This is a genomic window from Mahella australiensis 50-1 BON, assembly GCF_000213255.1.
GTDB classification, from domain to species: Bacteria; Bacillota; Clostridia; order Mahellales; family Mahellaceae; genus Mahella; species Mahella australiensis.
The window spans coordinates 388546-410074 of sequence record NC_015520.1 but is presented as its reverse complement, the minus strand read 5'-3'; the positions used below and the strand labels follow the sequence as shown (position 1 = coordinate 410074).

The 21529-nt window shown below is 44.2% G+C and carries 22 protein-coding genes; all 22 read right to left on the bottom strand.

Features of this window, described 5'->3' with window-relative positions:
* Positions 1-68: 68 nt before the first annotated feature.
* The 22 genes from MAHAU_RS01835 to MAHAU_RS01730 all read right to left on the bottom strand — a co-directional run bounded on the left by MAHAU_RS01835 (position 69) and on the right by MAHAU_RS01730 (position 21438).
* Positions 69-239 (bottom strand): 4Fe-4S binding protein, encoded by a 171-nt coding sequence (locus MAHAU_RS01835; protein WP_013780020.1) that lies wholly within the window; start codon positions 237-239, stop codon positions 69-71.
* Between the two features lie 103 nt (positions 240-342).
* Positions 343-1194: a PSP1 domain-containing protein gene (locus MAHAU_RS01830; RefSeq protein WP_049783382.1), complete on the bottom strand. Its 852-nt coding sequence runs from the start codon at positions 1192-1194 to the stop codon at positions 343-345.
* Entirely contained in the window at positions 1166-2125 is a 960-nt protein-coding gene (gene holB / locus MAHAU_RS01825) for a DNA polymerase III subunit delta' (protein WP_049783321.1), read from the bottom strand. Before holB ends, MAHAU_RS01830 begins: the two co-directional genes overlap by 29 nt.
* 5 nt (positions 2126-2130) lie before the next feature.
* On the bottom strand, positions 2131-2580 hold the full coding sequence (locus MAHAU_RS01820; RefSeq protein ID WP_013780017.1) for a YaaR family protein: 450 nt from the start codon (positions 2578-2580) through the stop codon (positions 2131-2133).
* Between the two features lie 3 nt (positions 2581-2583).
* Positions 2584-2913: a cyclic-di-AMP receptor gene (locus MAHAU_RS01815; RefSeq protein WP_013780016.1), complete on the bottom strand. Its 330-nt coding sequence runs from the start codon at positions 2911-2913 to the stop codon at positions 2584-2586.
* A gap of 24 nt (positions 2914-2937) precedes the next feature.
* On the bottom strand, positions 2938-4161 hold the full coding sequence (locus tag MAHAU_RS01810) for an O-antigen ligase family protein (protein ID WP_013780015.1): 1224 nt from the start codon (positions 4159-4161) through the stop codon (positions 2938-2940).
* A gap of 29 nt (positions 4162-4190) precedes the next feature.
* On the bottom strand, positions 4191-4829 hold the full coding sequence (gene tmk, locus MAHAU_RS01805) for a dTMP kinase (RefSeq protein ID WP_013780014.1): 639 nt from the start codon (positions 4827-4829) through the stop codon (positions 4191-4193).
* On the bottom strand, positions 4822-6288 hold the full coding sequence (locus MAHAU_RS16000; RefSeq protein ID WP_041643771.1) for an aminotransferase class I/II-fold pyridoxal phosphate-dependent enzyme: 1467 nt from the start codon (positions 6286-6288) through the stop codon (positions 4822-4824). The genes tmk and MAHAU_RS16000 overlap by 8 nt, the downstream gene beginning before the upstream one ends.
* Complete coding sequence (locus MAHAU_RS01795) at positions 6269-7507, bottom strand: LL-diaminopimelate aminotransferase (RefSeq protein ID WP_013780012.1); 1239 nt, start codon at positions 7505-7507, stop codon at positions 6269-6271. The genes MAHAU_RS16000 and MAHAU_RS01795 overlap by 20 nt, the downstream gene beginning before the upstream one ends.
* A 14-nt stretch (positions 7508-7521) precedes the next feature.
* Positions 7522-8355 carry a diaminopimelate epimerase gene (gene dapF, locus MAHAU_RS01790; RefSeq protein WP_013780011.1) on the bottom strand — a complete coding sequence of 278 codons (834 nt, stop codon included), beginning with the start codon at positions 8353-8355 and terminating at the stop codon, positions 7522-7524.
* A gap of 2 nt (positions 8356-8357) precedes the next feature.
* On the bottom strand, positions 8358-9476 hold the full coding sequence (locus MAHAU_RS01785; RefSeq protein ID WP_013780010.1) for a DegT/DnrJ/EryC1/StrS family aminotransferase: 1119 nt from the start codon (positions 9474-9476) through the stop codon (positions 8358-8360).
* 33 nt (positions 9477-9509) lie between these two features.
* Positions 9510-10139: an acetyltransferase gene (locus MAHAU_RS01780; protein ID WP_013780009.1), complete on the bottom strand. Its 630-nt coding sequence runs from the start codon at positions 10137-10139 to the stop codon at positions 9510-9512.
* 112 nt (positions 10140-10251) lie between these two features.
* Positions 10252-11487 (bottom strand): glycosyltransferase family 4 protein, encoded by a 1236-nt coding sequence (locus tag MAHAU_RS01775; RefSeq protein ID WP_013780008.1) that lies wholly within the window; start codon positions 11485-11487, stop codon positions 10252-10254.
* A complete protein-coding gene (gene wecB, locus MAHAU_RS01770) occupies positions 11484-12545 on the bottom strand; it encodes a non-hydrolyzing UDP-N-acetylglucosamine 2-epimerase (protein WP_013780007.1) in 1062 nt (353 codons plus the stop codon). Before wecB ends, MAHAU_RS01775 begins: the two co-directional genes overlap by 4 nt.
* 5 nt (positions 12546-12550) lie before the next feature.
* The gene (locus MAHAU_RS01765) at positions 12551-13651 is read right to left on the bottom strand and encodes a glycosyltransferase family 4 protein (protein WP_013780006.1); all 1101 of its coding nucleotides are present in this window, start codon (positions 13649-13651) and stop codon (positions 12551-12553) included.
* The gene (locus tag MAHAU_RS01760; RefSeq protein ID WP_013780005.1) at positions 13648-14832 is read right to left on the bottom strand and encodes a glycosyltransferase family 4 protein; all 1185 of its coding nucleotides are present in this window, start codon (positions 14830-14832) and stop codon (positions 13648-13650) included. The genes MAHAU_RS01765 and MAHAU_RS01760 overlap by 4 nt, the downstream gene beginning before the upstream one ends.
* Positions 14729-16153 (bottom strand): O-antigen ligase family protein, encoded by a 1425-nt coding sequence (locus MAHAU_RS01755; RefSeq protein WP_013780004.1) that lies wholly within the window; start codon positions 16151-16153, stop codon positions 14729-14731. Before MAHAU_RS01755 ends, MAHAU_RS01760 begins: the two co-directional genes overlap by 104 nt.
* Positions 16154-16187: 34 nt before the next feature.
* Positions 16188-16934: an N-acetyltransferase gene (locus tag MAHAU_RS01750; RefSeq protein ID WP_013780003.1), complete on the bottom strand. Its 747-nt coding sequence runs from the start codon at positions 16932-16934 to the stop codon at positions 16188-16190.
* A gap of 2 nt (positions 16935-16936) precedes the next feature.
* Positions 16937-18016 carry a Gfo/Idh/MocA family protein gene (locus MAHAU_RS01745; protein WP_013780002.1) on the bottom strand — a complete coding sequence of 360 codons (1080 nt, stop codon included), beginning with the start codon at positions 18014-18016 and terminating at the stop codon, positions 16937-16939.
* A 21-nt stretch (positions 18017-18037) separates the two neighbouring features.
* On the bottom strand, positions 18038-19363 hold the full coding sequence (locus tag MAHAU_RS01740) for a nucleotide sugar dehydrogenase (protein ID WP_013780001.1): 1326 nt from the start codon (positions 19361-19363) through the stop codon (positions 18038-18040).
* Positions 19364-19368: 5 nt separating this feature from the next.
* Positions 19369-20475, bottom strand: coding sequence for a DegT/DnrJ/EryC1/StrS family aminotransferase (locus MAHAU_RS01735; RefSeq protein WP_013780000.1), 1107 nt, complete (start codon positions 20473-20475; stop codon positions 19369-19371).
* A gap of 105 nt (positions 20476-20580) precedes the next feature.
* Positions 20581-21438, bottom strand: a complete 858-nt coding sequence (locus MAHAU_RS01730) for a mechanosensitive ion channel family protein (protein WP_013779999.1) — start codon at positions 21436-21438, stop codon at positions 20581-20583.
* Between the last annotated feature and the right edge of the window lie 91 nt (positions 21439-21529).

Sequence of the window (21529 nt, the reverse complement as noted above, 5' to 3'; positions counted from 1 at the left end):
TATCGCCTCCATAATTGTGCATTTAAAAAATAGAGGACCAGAAAGTATCCTGATCCTCTATTGTATTACTATTCCAAAACACAAGCATCTACCGGGCACACATCCGCGCAGTTACCGCACTCGGTGCACAGCGCTGGATCCACTACGTATATATCATCGCCGGCAGATATGGCACCTCCTTCGCAATCCGGCTCACAGGCGCCACAGCTTATGCAATCATCTGTAATTCTATAAGGCATATATTCACCCCCTCGTACCTCGTACATCTTAAAGATGTCCGTTTCCATTGTAACATGGATTGTGTTATATGCAAATACTTTCGTTAAAGAAATAATTTTCCGACTATTTTGACGCTATGCGAGGGCAATGCGTTTTGCCACATCCCGGTACAAGCTTTACATCAGATGCATCAAAAACTTCCAATTCAAAACTATCATCCGGCCGCTCCAATTTCACTTTCACTTTATCGAGGATCACATTAACTTCGGTTACTATGCCCGTACCTTTTGGGGTAATCACACTAGCATTGCATTTTGGCAATTTTCTCAGCTGCTGTTCATAAAACGACTCTTCATATTTTAAACAACACATAAGGCGCCCGCACATACCCGATATCTTTGACGGATTAAGCGCCAGATCCTGTTCCTTGGCCATCTTTATAGATACCGGCTCAAATTCACCCAAAAAACCATTGCAGCATACCGGGCGCCCACAAGGACCCAAGCCTCCCAGCATCTTGGCCTCGTCCCTTACGCCTATCTGCCGCAACTCTATGCGCGTCTTAAAGATACCTGCCAATTCTTTAACCAAATCTCTGAAATCCACGCGTTCTTCAGCTGTAAAATAAAAGATCAATTTATTTCTATCAAATGTGTATTCGGCATCTATGAGTTTCATATGGATATCATGCTCGGCTATCTTCTGGCAGCATTTTTCAAAAGCCTCACGCGTCTTGATTTCATTTTCCTTCATCATCTGCCTATCCTCATCGGTGGCTATCCTTATAACCTTTTTTAATGGCGCAACGATATCGGTATCCGATACCTCTTTAGGGCCAGATACCACTTGGCCATACTCCAGACCTTTAGCCGTCTCCACTATAACACAGTCTCCTATATTTAAATCCCAAATATCGGGAGCAAAATAATACATCTTACCGGCTCTTTTAAAACGCACTCCCACTACTATGGGCATCATCTACTACCTCCAATATATTAAGCAACAAAACGTCTACGGTTAATTGATAATTAGCGTTGGATGCCAAAGCTTTGCGTGCCGCATCCACATATTCCATGATACTACTCCATCGAAACAATGTAAAGTCCGATACCTCCATATTCAACAACCTGCCCCTTATATAGTCTGCCCAGCAATCCAGTATAACATCTATATCATCTTTATATTGGACCAAAAATTCCTCTACCGCAAAGAAAGCATTCCATCTATCCCTAATTAAATTTTGCAAATTATTCAGCGCGCTCTGCCACAGCGCCTGCCACGCTGTATCATTTGCTATGGATATTGCTTTGCCTACTATACCGTCCGAAGCAGCAGCAGCTTTTTTGGCATCATCGGCACTGACATTGAATCGGCATATTAGGATATCTTCAATATGATGGAGGGATACAGGTTTTAATTTATAGATAAGACAACGCGATACCACTGTGGGTAAAAGATTATCAGCACTGGTTGTAAGCAGTATAATGACTGCATAAGGCGGCGGATTTTCCAGCGTTTTGAGCAGCGCATTCTGGGCCTGTACAGTCATAGACTGCGCTTGATCTATAACATATACCTTTCGGTCTGCCATATATGGATTTATATATATATCGTCTATGAGCTCCCTTATCCTATCCACTCCTATCGTATTCTTTTCGGGCGCTATGACCTTATAATCCGGGTGTGTGCCCGCCTCAAAGCGTCTGCATGCACCGCATACGCCGCACGGCTTATGTTGATTGTCTTCACAAACGACGGCCTGGCAAAATACGTTGGCCAATGTACTTTTGCCTGCACCGTCCGGACCTTCGAATATATAGGCGTGAGATATAGTTTGGCGAACGAGCGCCTCTTTAAGCTCTTTTATTATAGAATCTTGTCCGATAATATCGTCAAATGTAAACATACTAATCACGCTAGAAGGTCTACCAATAGACCTTCTATTTCGCCTATAAGTTTTAATATAGCTATATGATCCGTCTCATCCATCATGACCTGCTCGGTAAGAAGCTCAAGCTGTTCATCGATCCGCTTTATGATAGTATATCTCTTGCGTCGGCCGCGTTTATCCACTACCTCAGACGTTGAGAACTGCAACATGGATGATGTCACAGCATTTAAAAATATGGCTATAGTGCGCCTATAGTGCAAAAGCCCGGCCAAATCGGTGTTTTTTTCTAATCTTTGGCCCTGAACCTTGATATCCGACAGCATACCGTTTAGCCACTCTTTAGCATCGCGGCCTGCAGCATTGCCAAATGCTTGCGAGAATGCGCCCCCCGGGGCATTTTTATCTATATGCACCGCATCGGAAGGTTGGCTATTATAGGCATATCCGCCTCTTATATCATTTACCTTCATAGGCTACAGCTTGCGGAATTCCTCTACATTCAATACGAATACCGTAGCTCCTCCAACCACCACTTCGACCGGGTAAGGCATATAGACCTCGCCGGCCCCACCCATTGGCATAGGAGAAGTTACCACCTGTTTACGGCTCTTGCACACCTTTTCTATACACGCCATGGCTGCAGGTACCCTATCGTCATCGATACCGAGCAATAGTGTCGTATTCCCTGAGCGCAGAAAACCACCAGTGGTGGCAAGCTTGGTAACGCTAAAGCCCGCATCCATAAGCGTGGCTATAAGCTTGTTGGCATCTTCATCCTGCACTATGGCTATAATAAGTTTCATAGTCAAGCCCCCTTTTTTCTTTTATTATACCTTTTCTTGAGCGGCCGGGCAAGCGTTATTTGGCGTCAGCGCTACTAATATCGAAGCCAGCATGATAAATATAAGCCCGGTCTGTATATTTATCACTGGGTTATCGGTCATGCTCTGTATAAAGGCTGCTATAACAGCAGCCAGTATACCTGCTATTATAGGCCTGTGCGGCGAATCTTTCAATGCTGATAGCCCTCTCTTAAACAACACCACCACATACCATACGATCGATATAACCCCCAATATACCCCATTCAAACCATGTATTCAACAGTATATTATGAGCATGGAGCTGCCCTACGCCAAACATGGCCGAAAAATCCATAAAGGACAGGAACCCTCTGCCTATAATAGGACTATAGCTTATACCTATAAGGGCTGTTTGCCATATTTCCATTCGCGTCTCCAAATTTTTGTCCAAAACAGCATAACGCGGTATAAGTTGAGGATATACCAGAATGGCCATCATTATTATAAACGCCGACATAAACAGTATGTGTGCCACATGACGCTTGCCGCAAAGTATAAAGAAAAATATAGCGGCTATCAGTACCGAGAACAGTGCTGTGCGTGAATTGGTAAGATACAGGTTCAAAGCATTTAAACATAGCACTATCATTAATGCACGGCGCTTTTTGTCACCAGTCGTATAAAACGTGTATCCAAGCGTCACGAATATGACAACCGCAAGATAGAGCGCATATAGATTGGGATTGGCAAATGTGGATTCCACCCTTCCTCCCGATAAGTGAAACAATATACTGTTATCGCTTAAAATTTTCTGTAATATGCCGAACAAGGATATCGGCAAACTGGTCCACACTATAAGGCTGACCATACGCGTAGCAAAACGTTTATCGAATACCTCTTCGGTATACATGCCATAGATAACATAAGGCAGCATAAACCCTATAGTCGCTATTATTTCAATAAAGTCAGGTGAGTAGATATCGCTTATAAGCGCAGCTATAAACATGAGTATATACGGCTGCCCCAATGGAATCGCTCTTAAGTCTATATCCCTGCTTTTTATCTTGCTTATTATGTACTGAACTGATATAAAGAGTACCATAAATGGTGCCGTATATGGCGATAATATCCCAAGCATCAGTACTATTATGTTGTAATACATATATTTGTCGTATATATCAGTCTTACTGCTGAATCCCGACATCGCAACAGCCGTATTTAACGGCCGTTTTCCTATTTCAATACTCATTTGTAATCCTGCCTCCTTAAACTCCTCCTTTATATTAGACGATATTTTTTCAATTTCGGTTCAATTATAGATAATATTTTTTTATGTATATCATTTACCCCATCTGCGGCGCTTATGATATAAAACCTATCGCTGTACAGGCGCGCAATATTCCTGTACCCCTCGTAAACAACTTTCAATAATTCTAGGCCTTCTGATTCTAACCGATCTTTAAATCCATCTTTTAATATCCTTTTCCACGCTATTTCAGGGGATATATCCAAAAGCAAAGTTATATCAGGCCATACGCCACCTAGGGCATGTTCATTTATAGTCTTTACGGTATCTAGGCCGAGTCCTCTGGCATAACCTTGATATGCCAGGCTGGAATCCACAAACCTGTCGCACAGCACTACCTTGCCTTGTTCTAAAGCAGGCTTTATAACCTGCGCCACATGCTGCGCGCGGGAAGCAGCATAGAGCAAAACCTCAGTCATAGCCGCCATATCGCTGTTGACATTATCCAGCAGTATAGAGCGCACTTGCTCGCCTATGCGCGTACCTCCCGGCTCTCTTGTCAACACCGACGGTATACCACGTTCGTTCAAATAATCGGCCAGCATAGACGCATGCGTGCTCTTACCGCTGCCGTCTATCCCTTCTATCGTTATGAAAAGACCTCTACTCATATGACTTCTCCCGTACCACCGCTATCATTTTGTCCTCTCCTATATTAAAAACTCGGCAACCCAGTGCCGACATTTCCAGAAATACTTCTACTGTATTTTCATCTATGATCTCACCAGGGCATACGAGCGGTACGCCCGGCGGATACAAACCTATCGGCTGAGCCGCTATCCTACCTGCCGTATTTTTGAGAGGTATACGTTCTGTTGCGCTAAGTGCGGCTTCCCTGGGCAGCAAGGATTGTACCGGGCGCGGCAATGTCATAAAAAGTGGATAGCATACGGCTTTTGCGTTGCGCCCCGATGCCGCAAGTTGACCAAACGCCTCCTTTAGAGCAACAAAATCCTCTGCGTCATCCATTGCAGTGGTTATGAGCAAAACATTATATAAGTCAGCCATCTCTACCTGCACGCCCTCGGCTCTTAACAATTCTTCTGCTCGAATTGCTCCTATCCCCAAACCGCTTACATCGAAGCACAGACGAGTTGGGTCCTTAAAAGCTACGCCGCATCTACCCTTTATCGATTCATCCATCATCTTCACGCCGCCTATACCGTATACCCATTGGCTTAAATCCAGGATGTGCCCCAACAAGTCATCCAAATCGTTCCATCCTTCGTTGGTCATATAACGCCTGGCTATGTCCATAGAAGCCATCAATATATAAGACGGGCTGGTCGTCTGCACCATCTGCAATCCATCTCGAATCCTATCCATATTGACCAGGCAGCTCTTGACGTGCAAAACCGCCGTCTGTGTCAAAGCCGGCAGTGTTTTATGCATGCTGTTTACCCATATATCGGCCCCGCAATACCCTGCCGACGGCGGCAGGCCTTCATGAAAGACAAAATGCGCGCCATGTGCTTCATCGACCAACAACGGCACGCCGCGTTGGTGACATGCATCGGCTATCCCTGCCACATCGGCACATAAGCCATAATAGTCCGGGCTGGTTATAAGCACAGCAGCGGCTTCGGGATGTTGTTCTAAAGCCTCTCTGACCTGTTCCAGCCTTATTTGGCCAGCAATATGCCAATCCTGCAGCACCAGCGGCCATATGTATATGGGACTCAAACCTGCCAATATCAACCCATTTATAACCGATTTATGGCAATTGCGTGCTACCACGATGCTGTCTCCTGGCTTGCATGCCGCCAGCATCATGGCATATAAACCTCCAGTGCTGCCATTCACCATCAAAAAGCTTTGATCGGCACCGTACGCCTCAGCCATGAGTCGTTGAGCCTCCACAATCGGACCTTGCGGCATGTGCAGGTTATCCGTATCGGGCAGTTCTGTGATATCCATCTGCCACATATCCTGCGTCAGACCAGCAGCATCATCGCCACACAGTCGGCCTTTGTGGCCGGGCATATGAAATCTCACTGTATGTTCTTCGACGTAGCGCCTCAGCATGTCATATATAGGCGTACGGTTTTGATCAGAACTCAAACCTGACATCAGATAAACGCCGCACTATCTCGCCTACTACGCGGCGGTCGTCATCCTCTCCGTTGGCTTGGAAGGTAACCGAAAGACGGATAAAATGCCCTGCATCATCCCATGGCACTGTGGATATAAGCCTTTCTGTGAGCAGCCATTGCGAGAAGTCCTCCGCGGTTTTGAATTGCGGACCACCCTCGATGCCTTTGGGTATCGGCATATATTCATAAAAGGTACCCCGCGGTTTCTTGGCCTTAAACCCCAATCCGGCAAGGGCTTGAGAGAGCATATCATGACGTCGGGAATATTTTTGGCATATGCGCTCGGTTATCTCGGGATGATCCAGTGCATAAATCGAGGCCTTCTGTATGGCCTTGAATTGGCCTGAATCGTTGTTATCCTTCACCGTAGCAAACGCCCTCACCGCACGTTCGTTGCCGGCAACAAAACCGAGGCGCCAGCCGGTCATATTGAAAGCCTTGGACATGGAATGGATCTCCACCCCTACCTCCTTCGCTCCCGGTACCGATAAAAAACTCAACGGCCTTTCCCCGTCATACACCAATGCAGCGTATGCGGCATCATACACTACTAATATATGATTTTTCTTGGCAAAGTCTACCACTCTCTCCAGGAAATCTATCGTAGCCACCGCTCCGGTAGGGTTGTTCGGATAATTCAAATACATCAGTTTAGCATGCTTGCACACATCTTCAGGTACGGCATCGAGGTCAGGTAAAAAACCATTTTCCTCATATAGCGGCAGATTTACCACTTCGCCGCCCAGCCACTGGGTAATAGTGCCCAACACTCCATACCCTGGCACTGTCATAAGCGTTACGTCGCCGGGATTTATAAACGCATAGGGCAGCAAAGCCAATGCCGACTTGGAACCTATAGCGTGATTCACCTCATTTACAGGGTCTATGTCAACGCCATACACCGTTTTTAAGTATCTGGCCGCCGCATCCTTGTACTCCTGTATGCCGTTATCAGCATAGCCACGGTTTTCCGGACGCGCCGCCTCTTCAGCCAGCACATTCACTACTTTCATATCGGCCATCTGATCGGGCTCACCCACGCCCAAGTCTATGACCTCCATATCCGGATGAGCCTTTATAGCGGCAGCTTTAGCGCGCTTTATTTTCTCGAATTTATATAACACGGTTTCTTTGCCGAAATTAGCACCGCCTATCCTATCAGCAAATAATTGTTGTATATAACTCTCTTCGGACATATTTTAGCTCCTCTCTAAAATTCTATGTCTCCTTGAAACACCTTTGCGGCTGGACCGGTCATAAAGACCGTATCGTCCTCAGCCCACCGTATTTCAAGCTGTCCCGCTATCAAATGTACTGTCACCGCACGCCCTGTGCGTCCCGTTATAGCTGCGGCCACCGCCGATGCACAACTACCGGTACCACAGGCTAATGTGGCCCCGGCACCTCTCTCCCACGTGCGCACCTTTATCTCATGATCGTTTAATACCTCTACAAAATTCACATTTGTTTTTTTGGGAAATATAGGGTGCTTCTCTATCTTAGGCCCTAATCCTATTATATCCACCTCGTCTACATCATCGACAAATATCACAGTGTGCGGCACTCCCATGGACATAGACGTTATAGCATACGGCTGGCTGTCCACCTCAAGTGGCCTCTCTACTATCCTTGTGCCCGGCATAAATGCTGGTATAGCGCCTGGCTCAAAATCAGGTTTGCCCATATCTACTTTTACTTTTTGCACCTCATCCCCCTCTACAAAAAGTTCCGGCTTCATTATACCAGCTAATGTTTCAACTGACAATACCTGTTTTTTTATTATGCCGCTTTCATACACATATTTAGCAAAGCAACGTATGCCATTACCACACATCTCGGCTTCGCTGCCATCAGCATTGACTATGCGCATACGCGCATCAGCTATATCGGACGGTAATACTATTATTATGCCATCGGCGCCTATGCCAAAATGCCTGTCGCAAAGCATCGGCGCCAGTTTATTATAATCCCTGTCGGATTGGGCATTGAACTCGTCTACAACGATAAAATCATTGCCCAAACCGTGCATCTTCACAAAATGCATCTTTACCTCCCAAAACGCTCTATAGCTCTTTTCAGATTATATACAGTGTAATCCATTTGCTCATCGCTTAGATTATTGAAAAACGGCAAGGCGACGGTAGACTCGGCTACACCCTCCGTTATGGGAAAATCCCCCTCTTTATAGCCAAACATATCTCTAAAATAAGGCTGAAGGTGTATAGGTGTAAAATACGGTCGGCAACCTATACCGTTATCCAAAAGATACTGCATCACGGCATTCCGATCTATCCTCTTATCCAGCCTTACAACATATATAAACCAGCTCATCTTATTTACGTCTTGAGAAATATATGGTAGCGTAAGACCTTCTATACCCTTAAGCCTGTTATTGTAACGCTGAGCCACTCTGTTTCTTTTATCTATTATCTCTTCTATGCGCTCTATTTGCACGCAACCCAGCGCCGCATGAAGTTCGCTGAGCCTATAATTATACCCCAATCGCTCATGCTCCAGCCAAAGGCCGGTGATGGGCCTGCCCTGGCTGCGCATACTGCGGCACAAAGCAGCTATATCATCATCATCGGTCACTATCATACCGCCTTCCGCGGTAGTCATCTGCTTATTGGGATAAAAAGCAAATACAGCGGCATCGGCTCGACTGCCAGCCTTTACACCGTTATATTCTGAACCCAGTGCCTCGCATGAATCTTCTATCAATTTAAGGCCATGTTTATCGGTTATCGCTCTTACCTTCGCTATATCCATTGGCTGACCGAATACATCCACTGCCAATATAGCTTTGGTTCTTTCGCTTATTTTATCCTCTATGCGATCTATATCCATATTGAGCGTAAGCGGGTCAATATCCACAAACACCGGCTTAGCCCGTTCAAACAGTATGCAATTGCTGGATGATATAAAGCTGAACGGCGTCGTTATAACCTCATCATCATCGCTTATGCCCATGGAGCGTACCAGCAAATGCAAACCGCTGGTACCGCTGTTTACACCGACAGCATGCTTTACGCCTATATATTCAGCTATTTTATGTTCAAATTCTTCCAATTTAGGGCCTATGCTCAATATGCCTGAGTGCATCACATCCATGACTGCATCGATTTCTTTTTGTGTTATATCAGGCCCTGATAAAGGTACTTTCATCTTTAATCCCATCTCTTTTCATTATTTTTATTTCTAGCACTGTTCAGATCTCGTCGCCGGAATTCCTATATATGTTCCTTCTTTGTTTATATTCCTGACTACGACAGCACCTGCACCAATCTTACAGTGACTTATAATGACTATATTATTGATCACTATGCTCCCAATACCTAGCCATGTGCTCTTGCCTACGCTTACCGCACCAGCTAAATGCACGCCGGGCGATATATGAACATAATCCTCAATTATATTATCGTGATCTATTGTCGCCCCAGTATTAATAATACAACCCTTGCCTATTTTAGTACAACAGTTTATAATAACCCCTGGCATTATAACTGTTCCCATACCGATCTCAACTTCTTCTCCAATAATCGCTTTTGGATGAATCAGTGTAGGTATACTAGCACCTTCTCTTTCCAGCCAGCACAGTATTTTTTCCCGCTTGATGTTATCTCCAATTGCTACAAAAATGTCGCAATCATCAATGTACATGGAAGCGTCGTTCGTTTTACCTACAACTTTTATTCCCATAGAAGATTTAATGGTTTCATCATCGTCCATAAAAATAATTTGTTGCCACTTATTCATCTTATAAGCTATATCAGCAACTACTCTACCATGCCCGCCTGCACCAATGATGACTAATTTATTTTTATTCATCAGATTTCTATGTATCCACCTCCTAAGGATGTCACCCGTAAATACAGCCTCGTTATCTATGCAGATGTACAGATGTTTTGATAACATTATACCTTGCATGACATGATAGTGGTTAATGAACCATTGCCATCAGCCGGTCGGCAAGCTTGGCTATGTTGTGGTATTCCTCAGCATAACGTCTGCCGTTAACGCCCATCTCGCGGCGTTGTTGTTCTGGTATATTATATAACTTAATTATCGCCTGTGCAAGCAGCTCGGGTTGTTCCGGCGGAACCGATATACCAGCCTGTGCTTGCGCCACTATATCGTTAAAAGCCCTGCATGCAAATACTATAGGTTTGGCAGCGCATAAATAATCAAACATCTTATTCGGGCTTATACCATACTTGAATACATCGTTATCTTTTAGGTTAAAAAGGCATAGATCAATCCCCTTTAAAAGGTACGGAACCTGTCCTTTGCTTATAGGCGGATAAAAATAAACGTTATTAGCCCCCACCTTACGGGCATACTCGATAAGCATTCGCTTCTCCGGCCCATCGCCCACCAGGAGCACGTCTATATCCTTATACCCTTCATCCAATAATATTCTAGCGGCATCTATTACCACTTCCAAGCCATTGGCTTCGCCATGTGCTCCAAGGTATATGGCCTTAAATCGGCCTTTGTGTTCATCTAATATATGCCTGACCTCTTCAGCCACGTCGCCCGATGCATAAGCCTTGTCATATCGTTCTATGTTCACGCCATTGGGAATATAAACGATTTTTGACGCATCCACGCCCATGCCTTCTATATACGAATAGGCACCAGGCAACAATGTGATTATATTATCGGCCTTTTTATATACGAATCGCTCGATACCGCGCAGCACCCTTGCTGGCATGCCATTTTCGCTCATAGCACCCATATCTATGAGTGTCTGCGGCCACAGGTCGCGCACCTCAGCTATAAAGCGCGCGCGCTTTATCCTGGACAGAGCATAGCCAGTCAACCAAGCTAGGGGATGTACTGAAGAAGCGATTATGGTATCCGGCGATGACCTAAAAAGCCCTACAAAAAAAGCCATTATAGCATAGCTTAGCATATTCAAAGCCCTAGCAATACCATTATCCTTATAATGAACGGTTTTAAGCCAGATAAAGTTTACACCGTTTATACTAGTGCTCTTTTTTAATTCCCATTTCTTCAAAATATCGCTGCGTTTTTTATGGTTAAAACTAGAGGCAAATATGATCACCTCGCAGCCGTTCTTTGTCATCTGCTCAGCTAAGTCGTAATGGCGCGTGCCATCGCCCATATCCGGCGTTACAGCATAATGGTTGAATATCCACACCTTCTTTGTCATACGGCTACACCATCCAAAATCTCAGCTATCTTTTGCGCCGCATGCCCGTCACCGAAATAAGGCGGCCTATCACTGCTCGGATTAAAATCCCTAATAGCATTCAAGATGATTCTCTCATCGCTGTCGGCGATTATATTCCATCCAGCGCTCACAGTCTCCACCCATTCGGTCTGTCTCCTGAGGGTTATGCACGGTATACCCAGAAAATAGGCTTCTTTCTGTACACCGCCGCTGTCTGTAACTATCTTAGCAGCATTGCTCTCCAACATAAGCATATCCAAATAGCCCACCGGCTCTATAACCATTATATTGCCGCTCAAGGCCAGGCCATACTCGCTTATATACTTAAGCGTCCTCGGATGCACCGGAAATACAATCCTCTCCCCACACCGATTAAAAGCCTCTATTATGGCAGAAAGCCTTTCTTTATTATCGGTATTCTCAGCGCGGTGCACAGTAGCCAGGATATAACCGCCGGACTGCAAATTCAACCTGGCTAGTACATCCGACTTAGTGCGCGCTATATCCTTGTTGTATAAAACAGCATCATACATAACATCGCCTGTATTATACACGCCTTGCCTTATTCCTTCTTTAGCAAGGTTAGCCACTGCTGTCTGAGTAGGGCACAAGAGCATATCGGACACATGATCGGTCAATATACGGTTTTGCTCCTCCGGCATGGCTTTGTTGAAGCTGCGCAAACCTGCCTCTACATGCACAAGCGGTATGAGCAGCTTGCTGGCTGCCAACGCTCCAGCCAGCGTGGAATTAGTATCGCCATATACCAGCACCGCATCAGGCTTAGATTTTAGCAATATATCTTCTATCGCTATGAGCATATGTCCGGTTTGCCACCCATGGCTGCCCGATCCTATGGCCAGGTTGTAATCCGGCAAGGGTATATCCAGCTCGTGGAAAAATATCTCCGACATATTCTCATCATAATGTTGGCCGGTATGGACTAGTATCTCTTCATTGCACCGCCTTATAGCGCGCGACACCGGCGCTGCTTTTATAAATTGCGGTCGCGCACCTATTATAGTAACTATACGCATAACATTCACCTATTCAATATACGTTCATACACATCGAGAAGTTTGCGCTCCTCCGCAGCCCAGTTGTACTTATCTTTATAAGCCTTATAGCCATTCATGCCCATCTCGTACCTTACATCAGGATTAGCTGCAAGGTAATTTATAGCCTTAGCTATATCCCTAGGCTGTTGTGGATTAACTGTAATACCGCATCGATCATTATCAATGATTTGCTTCCATAAAGGAAAGTTAGATGCTATAATGGGCAAAGCACACGACATATATTCAAACATTTTGAGAGGTAAAGAGGTCACATAATTTGGCATGGGATGCAAACATACCAATCCTATGTCGCACTGCATTAAAAGTTCATATACTTTATTATAGTCCAGAAAACCGATTATATCTACATTGGATCCGGCTATATTTCTTATATATTCTTCAAGTTGGGGTGGCATAAATCTTCCCGCGAGTTTCAGTTTAATATTATATTTCGGATCCGCATAAGCCACTGCCTCAACCATTTCTTGTACTCCCCTTATAGAAGCCAATCCACCTACATACACGGCCCATATTTCATCTTTTGGTTTTTTGCTATTTATATCACGCTGCTCGTATAGAGGATAATTTTTTATAACAGTTATTCTAGACTTTTTGAAATTTTTAGCTATGTCATCGGTTACTGTTATATTATAGTCAAACCACTTGGCAGCATCTTTCTCCAAGAAATTGAATACACTGGACACTAAATGCCTTACTTTTTTGGGTATCCATGTTTTAGACATAATAGCTTTAGGATAATCCTCATGTATATCATACACAACCTTTTTGCCCAGCAATTTTAATATAAGGCCGAATGGTATAAGTTCTGGGTCATGAAAATGATACACATCTCCCTGAATCCGTATAGCCATTATTAATAATTTCCACCAGTTTAACAATCTGGCATAACGTTTTCTTTTAGGTAACCCATATACCTTTATCCCGTTTATTTCTTTATAATCAAAATCTGCTATAGCCATTATTTCGACATCGTACTTCTTGGCTAGAGACATTGCCTCTTTATAAAATATTCTAGGATCGTCCCATTTATGGACTGCTGACGCTATAAAAGCTTTATGCCTCATCGCTGCACTACCCTTTCATATAGTTGGTCTAACTGCTGCGCATTATTTTCCCATGTCAATTTATCTATGGATAACATAGCATGTCGACCAATAGTTTGAGCATATGCCTCATCATCCAAAAGGCGGCATATCGATTGAGCCACGGCTTCCACATTATCCGGTTCTACCAAGAGTCCATTCTCCCCATTCCTTATGACATCCTCTATTCCTGTACCTTTACATGCTATAACTGCTTTCCCATAAGCCATTGCTTCCACAAACGCTATACCAAAGCCTTCAGGATAACTCGGTAATGCAAATATATCACATGCTTGCACATATTCCATAGCCTTATCATGCTGCAATTGACCAGTAAATTCAACATATGGATGTAATTCCAATCGATTTACTAAACGTTCTAATTCTTCCCTATACGGCCCTTTGCCCACTATAATATAAACTACATCTTTATGTCCATCCAGTATTTCCTTAAGTGCTTTTATAACTATATGCTGACCTTTGCTTTTTAAAAGATTGCCTACCGACACTATGATCTTCTTATCTATATATTTTTCTTTAATAGCCTTTGGCTGCTCAACAATACTTATATCTATACCGTTGTGTATAATTTCTATTTTCCTCTCATCCACGAATGCAGTCAATGACTGTTTAAGCATACTGCTGACGGCTACCACGGCATCCGCCGCTGTCAGTGCTTGTGTGACTTTGGCTTTTGAAGCTGCATTGCGGTGTATGGTATAATTTACATCTTGGCCATGAACAGTTATAATCAACGGCTTATTATAGATGTTTTTGAGCTTTACCCCAGCATAACCGTCAGGCAATGCTACATGCGCATGTATTATATCAAACGGCCATGTACTGTATAATTGAGCAATCATACTTTTTATAGCATTATAATACCAATCACCACTGTATTCAAAAAACATATGCTTTGGAAAAATAATATATCTCGGAAAATAAACTTCAATACCATCCAGAGAATACCGCATAGGAACCTCAACATATTTTTTAGCCCGTTTTGCCAATAATGCACTCCAACGCGGCATCCATGGAAGCGGCGATACTACTTTTACGTCATGTCCGAGAGCCGTCAGCGCTTTGGCTTGTTGATGGACAAACGTTCCGCTTATGTGATTTGTAGGGCTTGGATACATATGCGACAGTATCAATATCCTCATAAAAATACTTCTCCTTAACATTTTCCTTATACAGCCTTATTAAAGCCATGCTTGCGCCGAATATAATCCACAGGCTAGCCATACCACGTATGGAACTAGGGCTTATAGAAGCCATGAAAAACGCCACAAGCGATAGCAATAAACCTTCAGCAAACAGTTTGTAAAAATGCGATGGCGAACTAACATATATCTTTAGTAAATTCCACATAAGGCTCAGATAAAACCATATAAACAATGCTGATATTATAAAGCCATACTCCAATAACATTTCCATCCACCAATTATGCATGTTCACTATGCCATTGGTTGTATCGGCATAAGGCAGCATCCTTATTTCAGTATTACCTGCACCTATACCCACTATATATTGCCATGGATTTTCATTCAATATTTTAAACCCATTTTTTATCAAATTTATGCGAACCTGGGTAGAACCATCCTCTCTTATTTCTTCAATATCGCCTATCTGATCCATTATCGATGGATTGCCTGGCGTATTCTTAAGCCCTCCAAATCCTACAGAATCCAATATCAGTATCATTACGACGCTTATGAGCATTATAGATGCTTTTACTTTAGCCTTTTTATCAAAATACTTAGAGCCCCTCACCATATCTATTATAGCTAATACGCATGCAAACGCTATCGTGAACAAAAACGCCATATAGCTAGAGCGCGAGTTGGTATACAAAAGGACAAATACGCTCGCAATGCAGAGTATATATCTCGCAATCGCATGCCGGTCCTCATACTTAAAGGCAGCATATACCAACGGCAAGTACATCACTATATACGCCGCAAAATCATTAGGATTCCTGTAAAATGCCGTAGGTATAGACCTCGGGGGCACATACTCATTCATCCTCGAAATAGGCAGGTGATTGGTCGTAAATACTTCCCACAATGCTACAGCCACATTTATAGCAAAAGCTGCATAAAACACCCTCCAAAGCTGACGCTGATCTTCTTCACTGTTCAGATAATAAGAAGTAAAAAATATAACAAATATATTGCATATAAGCAGGAAAACCCCTCTTATAACATCCGGCTTACTCTGTGCCCAAATGAATGAAACAATAGCCCATACTGCCCATGTCATTAAAAAAAAGTAATATCTATACAGCATGCGACTTATAGAGAGCTTGTGCGCAAATAAAACGCTTAAACAAAAAAACAACACGCTTAATGCCAAAAATATTCTATACGCAAAAAGGCTTTCAATACCCTTTATAGAAAGCGTACTTCCGAAAAAAGCCGTAAACACGGTCAATAAAAGCAAAAGCTTCGATACATCTTTTTTTTCTTCATCTATATAAAGCATTGATCTATCCCAGGTCCTGCCCTTCTTTCCTATTTTATTTTTGCTTTTCCAGCAATTGTTCCTCAGGTACATCACCTGCCTTCCTGGCTGGTGTACCCATCACTATTTTTTTGGCCGGCACATCTTTGGTAACTACGCTGCCGGCTGCTACCAGGCCATCTTCATTTATCACCTTACCGGGCAATATGGTAGCATGTGCGGCTATCCTGCCACCGCGCTTGACCGTCACGCCTTTGAAGTGCTTAAAGCGCTCCTCAGTGCGGCCCACAAAATTATCATTGGTGGTAACAACCCCAGGTCCTACGAATGCCCTGTCCTCTATATTTGAATAAGCCGTTATATAGGCGTTAGTCTCTATCTTACAATAAGCACCTATGGTGCAGTAATTCTCCACCGCAACGCCTCTGCCTATGATGGCATGCTCGTCTATACTTACATTCTCCCTAACTGTAGCCAGATCGGCTATTAGCACCCCTTCTCCTATGTTCGCTCCCGCGTACACCACAGCCGATGTGCCCACTATGCAATAATCACCTATGCTAGCCGGAGGCAGCACATCGCCGGTTTTGAATATACTGTTGGCAGCACGCATCGGTTGCTTACCTATGACGGCATTATCGTCTATGCGCACGCCCCTGCCTATACGGCTACCATCGTATATCACGACATTGTGACCTATTGTGCAGTCGTCGCCTATGATAACATTCTCCGCTATAACGGCATTATAACCTATACTGACATTTTCGCCCATATGCGCCGACGAGGATATATGCCTTTCCATGTTTACCTCATATCCAGCGTTGAGAAATCGCCTATAGGGAATTTGACCGGCTGACCAGTCTTAACAGACTTATATATGCCCAACACTACTTCCATGGCTTTCTTGCCCTCAGCAGGCGTTATATATGGCTGCCTGTCATTTTGCACGGCATATATGAAATCGGCAAACAGCGGTGTATGACCGAAGCCGTATACATTTGCCGGATTTTCGCCATAGTTGGCCAATACTTCTCCCTCATCGTCTAAACCATCGCTAAATTCCCAATGGGTTAAGTAGTTAGTAGCCATGCCGCCTATCTGCACGGTACCTTTTTCACCGAATACGCTCAGCGTTTCTTCCATGTTAGACGGATATATGCAGTTAGAGGCCTCTATAATACCTAAAGCGCCGCTTTTAAAACGCAATACAGCCACCGCTGCGTCCTCAGCTTCTATATTGTTTAAAAACGTATCGGCAAGCCCATAGGCTGTATCGACATCACCCATCATCCACTGCAGCAAATCTATATTGTGTATGCTCTGATTCATAAGCGCGCCACCGTCCATAGCCCAGGTACCGCGCCAGTCCGCCGAGCTGTAATAACCAGCATCCCTGCGCCAGCGCATGCTGGCGACACCGTGTATCAGCTTCCCGAAACGCTGAGCATCCAAAGCAGAGCGCAATTTTTGGACGGATTTATTGAACCGGTTTTGAAACGATACCGTCATTTTCACTCCCACCTGCTCAGCCACCTTTATCATGCGGTCGGCATCCGCTACGGACAACGCCATGGGTTTTTCCACTATTACGTGCTTACCGGCCTGCATAGCGTCTATGGCCATCTCTGCATGTAAGCCGCTGTAGGTGGCTATCGTCACTACATCTATATCCGGATCGGCCAGCAGGCGCATATAGTCATCATATTTCTTCACAGTATTTGTATCAGAGTCCATGAGCTTATCGTAGCACGCTATGGCAGCGTCCATCTTGGCATCCTCCAAATCGCATACCGCTACCAACCTGGCTTGCTGCCGGTTGTCAGCAATGGCTTTCACATGGTTGGGCGATATACGCCCGCAGCCTATAATCCCAAAATTCAGCATTTATATAACCCACCTTTTTATTTATAGTTTATATACGTTCTCTTTATGCAACTTCACACCCTTAGTAGCATTCCTCGTATCGAATACCGCTCGGGCTTTATCGACTATCTTTTGATAATCATAGCAGCTATGATCCGTTGTTATAACCGCTATATCTATATTTTCCAGCAATTCATCGGTAAGCTCGGCTGATTCATAATGTTTGCCATTATGATCGAACTGAGGTATATATGGGTCATTGTATATGACATCGGCCTGCGCTTTCTCCAGATGTTCTATTATTTTGAGCACAGGAGATTCTCTAAGGTCGTCTATATCCTTTTTATAGGCCGCTCCCAAAAGCAGTACTTTTGAGCCATTAAGCGGCTTTTTATCCCTGTTGAGTACCTCACTTATGCTTTCCACCACAAATTCCGGCATATAGTTGTTAATCTCGCCTGCTGTTTCTATCAGCCGTGTATGGTAGTCATAGCCTCTAGCCTTCCATGTAAGGTAAAACGGGTCTATGGGTATGCAGTGTCCTCCGAGGCCAGGACCGGGATAAAACGCCATAAATCCATATGGCTTGGTCTTAGCAGCGTCTATAACTTCCCATACATCTATGCCCATGCGTCGGCATAATACGGACATCTCATTGGCCAAAGCTATATTTATATTGCGGAATGTGTTTTCCAGTATTTTCTCCATCTCAGCCACCGCAGGGCTGGATACTGTGAAAACCTCGCCTTCGAGCACGTGACGATAAAGCGATGCTGCTACTTCGGTACATTCTGGGGTCACGCCTCCCACTACTTTAGGCGTGTTCTTTGTATGATACTCTTTATTGCCGGGATCAACGCGTTCTGGTGAAAATGCCAGAAAGAAATCCTTGCCACATTTTAACCCGGTATCCTCAAGTATGGGCTTTACTACCTCTTCAGTAGTCCCGGGATATGTTGTGCTCTCCAGTATAACCAACATGCCGGGATGCAGATTTTGCGCCACCGACGTAACTGAATTGACCACATACGATACATCCGGTTGTTGGTATTTATCCAGCGGTGTGGGCACACATATAGTAACCGCATCCAGTTCTTTAATCCTGCCGTAGTCGGCGGTGGCTGACAAACGGCCGGAAGCCACAAGGTCAGCCAATTCCTGATCTACCACGTCTCCTATATAATTGATGCCGGCATTGACCATATCGACCTTCTTTTGCTGCACATCAAAACCCACAACGGTATAACCGGCCTTAGCCTTCTCTACAGCTAGCGGTAAACCTACATACCCCAGGCCTACAACACCTATTTGGGCTGTTTTATTTTCTATTTTCTGCTTTAGTGCTTTTGCCAAATCGCTTAACTCCATATATCCTATCCCTTCCTTATAAGTTCTCTGACGGCATCGGCTACATATTCTATCTGATGTCGTTCTAATTCCGGATACATTGGCATAGCCAATACCCTATCGCAGGCTGCCTCGGCACACGGCATATCGCCCCTTTTATAACCGAGGTCCTTATAGGCATCCTGTAGATGCAGCGGCAGCGGATAATATACACCGGTAGCTACCCCTTTGGCTTTGAGCGCAGCTGCCAGTCCATCCCTATCATCACATTGCACCACATACTGATGGTATATATGTTTTGCATACGGTGCCGCATACGGTACCGTAATGCCAGTGTCTTTCAGCAATGCATCGTACACTTTGGCATTGTGCCGGCGCATATCATTCCATTGATCCAGATACTTAAATTTGACATTTAATATGGCTGCATGTAATTCGTCGAGACGGCTGTTATAGCCTATCATTTCATGATAATACTTCCGAGTGCTGCCATGGGCCCTGAGCATGCGGGCTTTTTTATCTATATCAGCGTCACCGGTAACTATCATGCCTCCGTCACCGTATGTGCCCAGGTTTTTAGTAGGAAAGAATGAGAAACACGCCGCATGGCCGAATGAACCAGCCTTTCTTCCTTTATACTCAGCACCCATGGCTTGACAGGCATCCTCTATAACCATGAGATCATGCTTCCTGGCTATATCCATAATAGCATCCATATCAGCGCTTTGTCCAAAAAGATGTACCGGTATTATAGCGCGCGTTCTCGACGTTATAGTTTGTTCTATTTTAGAGGCATCTATATTGAACGTATCCGGATCTATATCGACAAATACCGGTTTAGCACCCACAGCCGATATGCTCTCAGCACTAGCGAAAAAGGTGAAGGGCGAGGTTATCACCTCATCCCCCGGACCTATGCCGCAGGCACGCAAAGCTATAACCAGGGCATCGGTGCCATTACCTACACCTATGGCATAAGGCACTCCCACATAAGACGCTATATCATGCTCAAGCGCCCTTACTTGAGGCCCAAGTATAAACTGGCCGTTCTCCAAAACGCCTTCTATAGCCGCATCTACTTCATCCTTTATAGCATAGTATTGCTCTTTCAAATCCAAAAGCGGTATATTCAATTTTTTTATTCCTCCTGCAGTATCCTCTCCATATTATACAACGATATCGTCTATTTTTCTATTAAGATTAAATGAAAAAATGTAAAATATCTGTTAACAGATAATCTATGCCTTTTTAACTTGGGGAATGATGACCGTCTTAGGATAGGGTATCTCTATACCTTCTTTCTCGAAAGCCTCTTTTATGCGCTTGCGCAGTTCTCTCTCTACAGCCCATTGGTTCATGGGCAATGTCTTGGCTATTATGCGCAACGTTACACCATTATCGCCCAAATTAACGACACCCAACACCTTGGGCGTATCCTGTACCTCCGGATGTTCTTCGCGCATTGCTCGGCCTACTTCTTCTAATATCACAATCGTTTTGTCCAGATTCGTTTCATATGACACAGTAACATCTACTATAGCAGTGTTGTTGCCCCTTGTAAAGTTGGCCACCTTAGCTATGCTTCCGTTGGGTATAATGTTTACGTCTCCGGCAAAGCCCTGTATCTTAGTAACGCGCAGGCCTATGTCCTGAACGGTGCCATTTATGCCGTCTATGCTGACATAATCACCCACGGCAAATTGATCCTCGAATAATATAAAGAAACCCGTGATCACATCTTTAACCAGATTTTGTGCTCCAAAGCCTATAGCCAAGCCTCCTATGCCGGCTGCCGCTATAAGAGACGATACCGGCACACCCAACGTGTCCAGTATAGTGACTATTGCTATAAAGTATACTGCGTAGCGCAATATACTCTTTAAAATACTGATCAATGTATTTATACGCTTCTCGTCCATAGGGAACTTGCGTTTACTTTGAGCTTCCATAACGCGCTGTATTATAAAATTGCCGCTTCGTATGACAATAGCCGCTATTATAAGCGTGAGCAGCACGCCTATACCTTTAGACACAAGTTGCGTATAGTCTATACCGCTCAGCTTTTGACCAACAGCGTCTACGATATTATCCCACATATGTATTCTCCTTTTGTCTCAACATATTAATCATTATACCACAGTTTATATGAAAATGGGGTATCAAGAACTTGTATCAATAATTGACATG

Coding starts and splice junctions, on each gene's coding strand:
- MAHAU_RS01835 (WP_013780020.1), bottom strand. CDS start 239: ATGCCTTATAGAATTACAGATGATTGCATAAGCTGTGGCGCCTGTGAG.
- MAHAU_RS01830 (WP_049783382.1), bottom strand. CDS start 1,194: ATGCCCATAGTAGTGGGAGTGCGTTTTAAAAGAGCCGGTAAGATGTAT.
- holB (WP_049783321.1), bottom strand. CDS start 2,125: ATGTTTACATTTGACGATATTATCGGACAAGATTCTATAATAAAAGAG.
- MAHAU_RS01820 (WP_013780017.1), bottom strand. CDS start 2,580: ATGAAGGTAAATGATATAAGAGGCGGATATGCCTATAATAGCCAACCT.
- MAHAU_RS01815 (WP_013780016.1), bottom strand. CDS start 2,913: ATGAAACTTATTATAGCCATAGTGCAGGATGAAGATGCCAACAAGCTT.
- MAHAU_RS01810 (WP_013780015.1), bottom strand. CDS start 4,161: ATGAGTATTGAAATAGGAAAACGGCCGTTAAATACGGCTGTTGCGATG.
- tmk (WP_013780014.1), bottom strand. CDS start 4,829: ATGAGTAGAGGTCTTTTCATAACGATAGAAGGGATAGACGGCAGCGGT.
- MAHAU_RS16000 (WP_041643771.1), bottom strand. CDS start 6,288: ATGTCAGGTTTGAGTTCTGATCAAAACCGTACGCCTATATATGACATG.
- MAHAU_RS01795 (WP_013780012.1), bottom strand. CDS start 7,507: ATGTCCGAAGAGAGTTATATACAACAATTATTTGCTGATAGGATAGGC.
- dapF (WP_013780011.1), bottom strand. CDS start 8,355: ATGCATTTTGTGAAGATGCACGGTTTGGGCAATGATTTTATCGTTGTA.
- MAHAU_RS01785 (WP_013780010.1), bottom strand. CDS start 9,476: ATGAAAGTACCTTTATCAGGGCCTGATATAACACAAAAAGAAATCGAT.
- MAHAU_RS01780 (WP_013780009.1), bottom strand. CDS start 10,139: ATGAATAAAAATAAATTAGTCATCATTGGTGCAGGCGGGCATGGTAGA.
- MAHAU_RS01775 (WP_013780008.1), bottom strand. CDS start 11,487: ATGACAAAGAAGGTGTGGATATTCAACCATTATGCTGTAACGCCGGAT.
- wecB (WP_013780007.1), bottom strand. CDS start 12,545: ATGCGTATAGTTACTATAATAGGTGCGCGACCGCAATTTATAAAAGCA.
- MAHAU_RS01765 (WP_013780006.1), bottom strand. CDS start 13,651: ATGAGGCATAAAGCTTTTATAGCGTCAGCAGTCCATAAATGGGACGAT.
- MAHAU_RS01760 (WP_013780005.1), bottom strand. CDS start 14,832: ATGAGGATATTGATACTGTCGCATATGTATCCAAGCCCTACAAATCAC.
- MAHAU_RS01755 (WP_013780004.1), bottom strand. CDS start 16,153: ATGCTTTATATAGATGAAGAAAAAAAAGATGTATCGAAGCTTTTGCTT.
- MAHAU_RS01750 (WP_013780003.1), bottom strand. CDS start 16,934: ATGGAAAGGCATATATCCTCGTCGGCGCATATGGGCGAAAATGTCAGT.
- MAHAU_RS01745 (WP_013780002.1), bottom strand. CDS start 18,016: ATGCTGAATTTTGGGATTATAGGCTGCGGGCGTATATCGCCCAACCAT.
- MAHAU_RS01740 (WP_013780001.1), bottom strand. CDS start 19,363: ATGGAGTTAAGCGATTTGGCAAAAGCACTAAAGCAGAAAATAGAAAAT.
- MAHAU_RS01730 (WP_013779999.1), bottom strand. CDS start 21,438: ATGTGGGATAATATCGTAGACGCTGTTGGTCAAAAGCTGAGCGGTATA.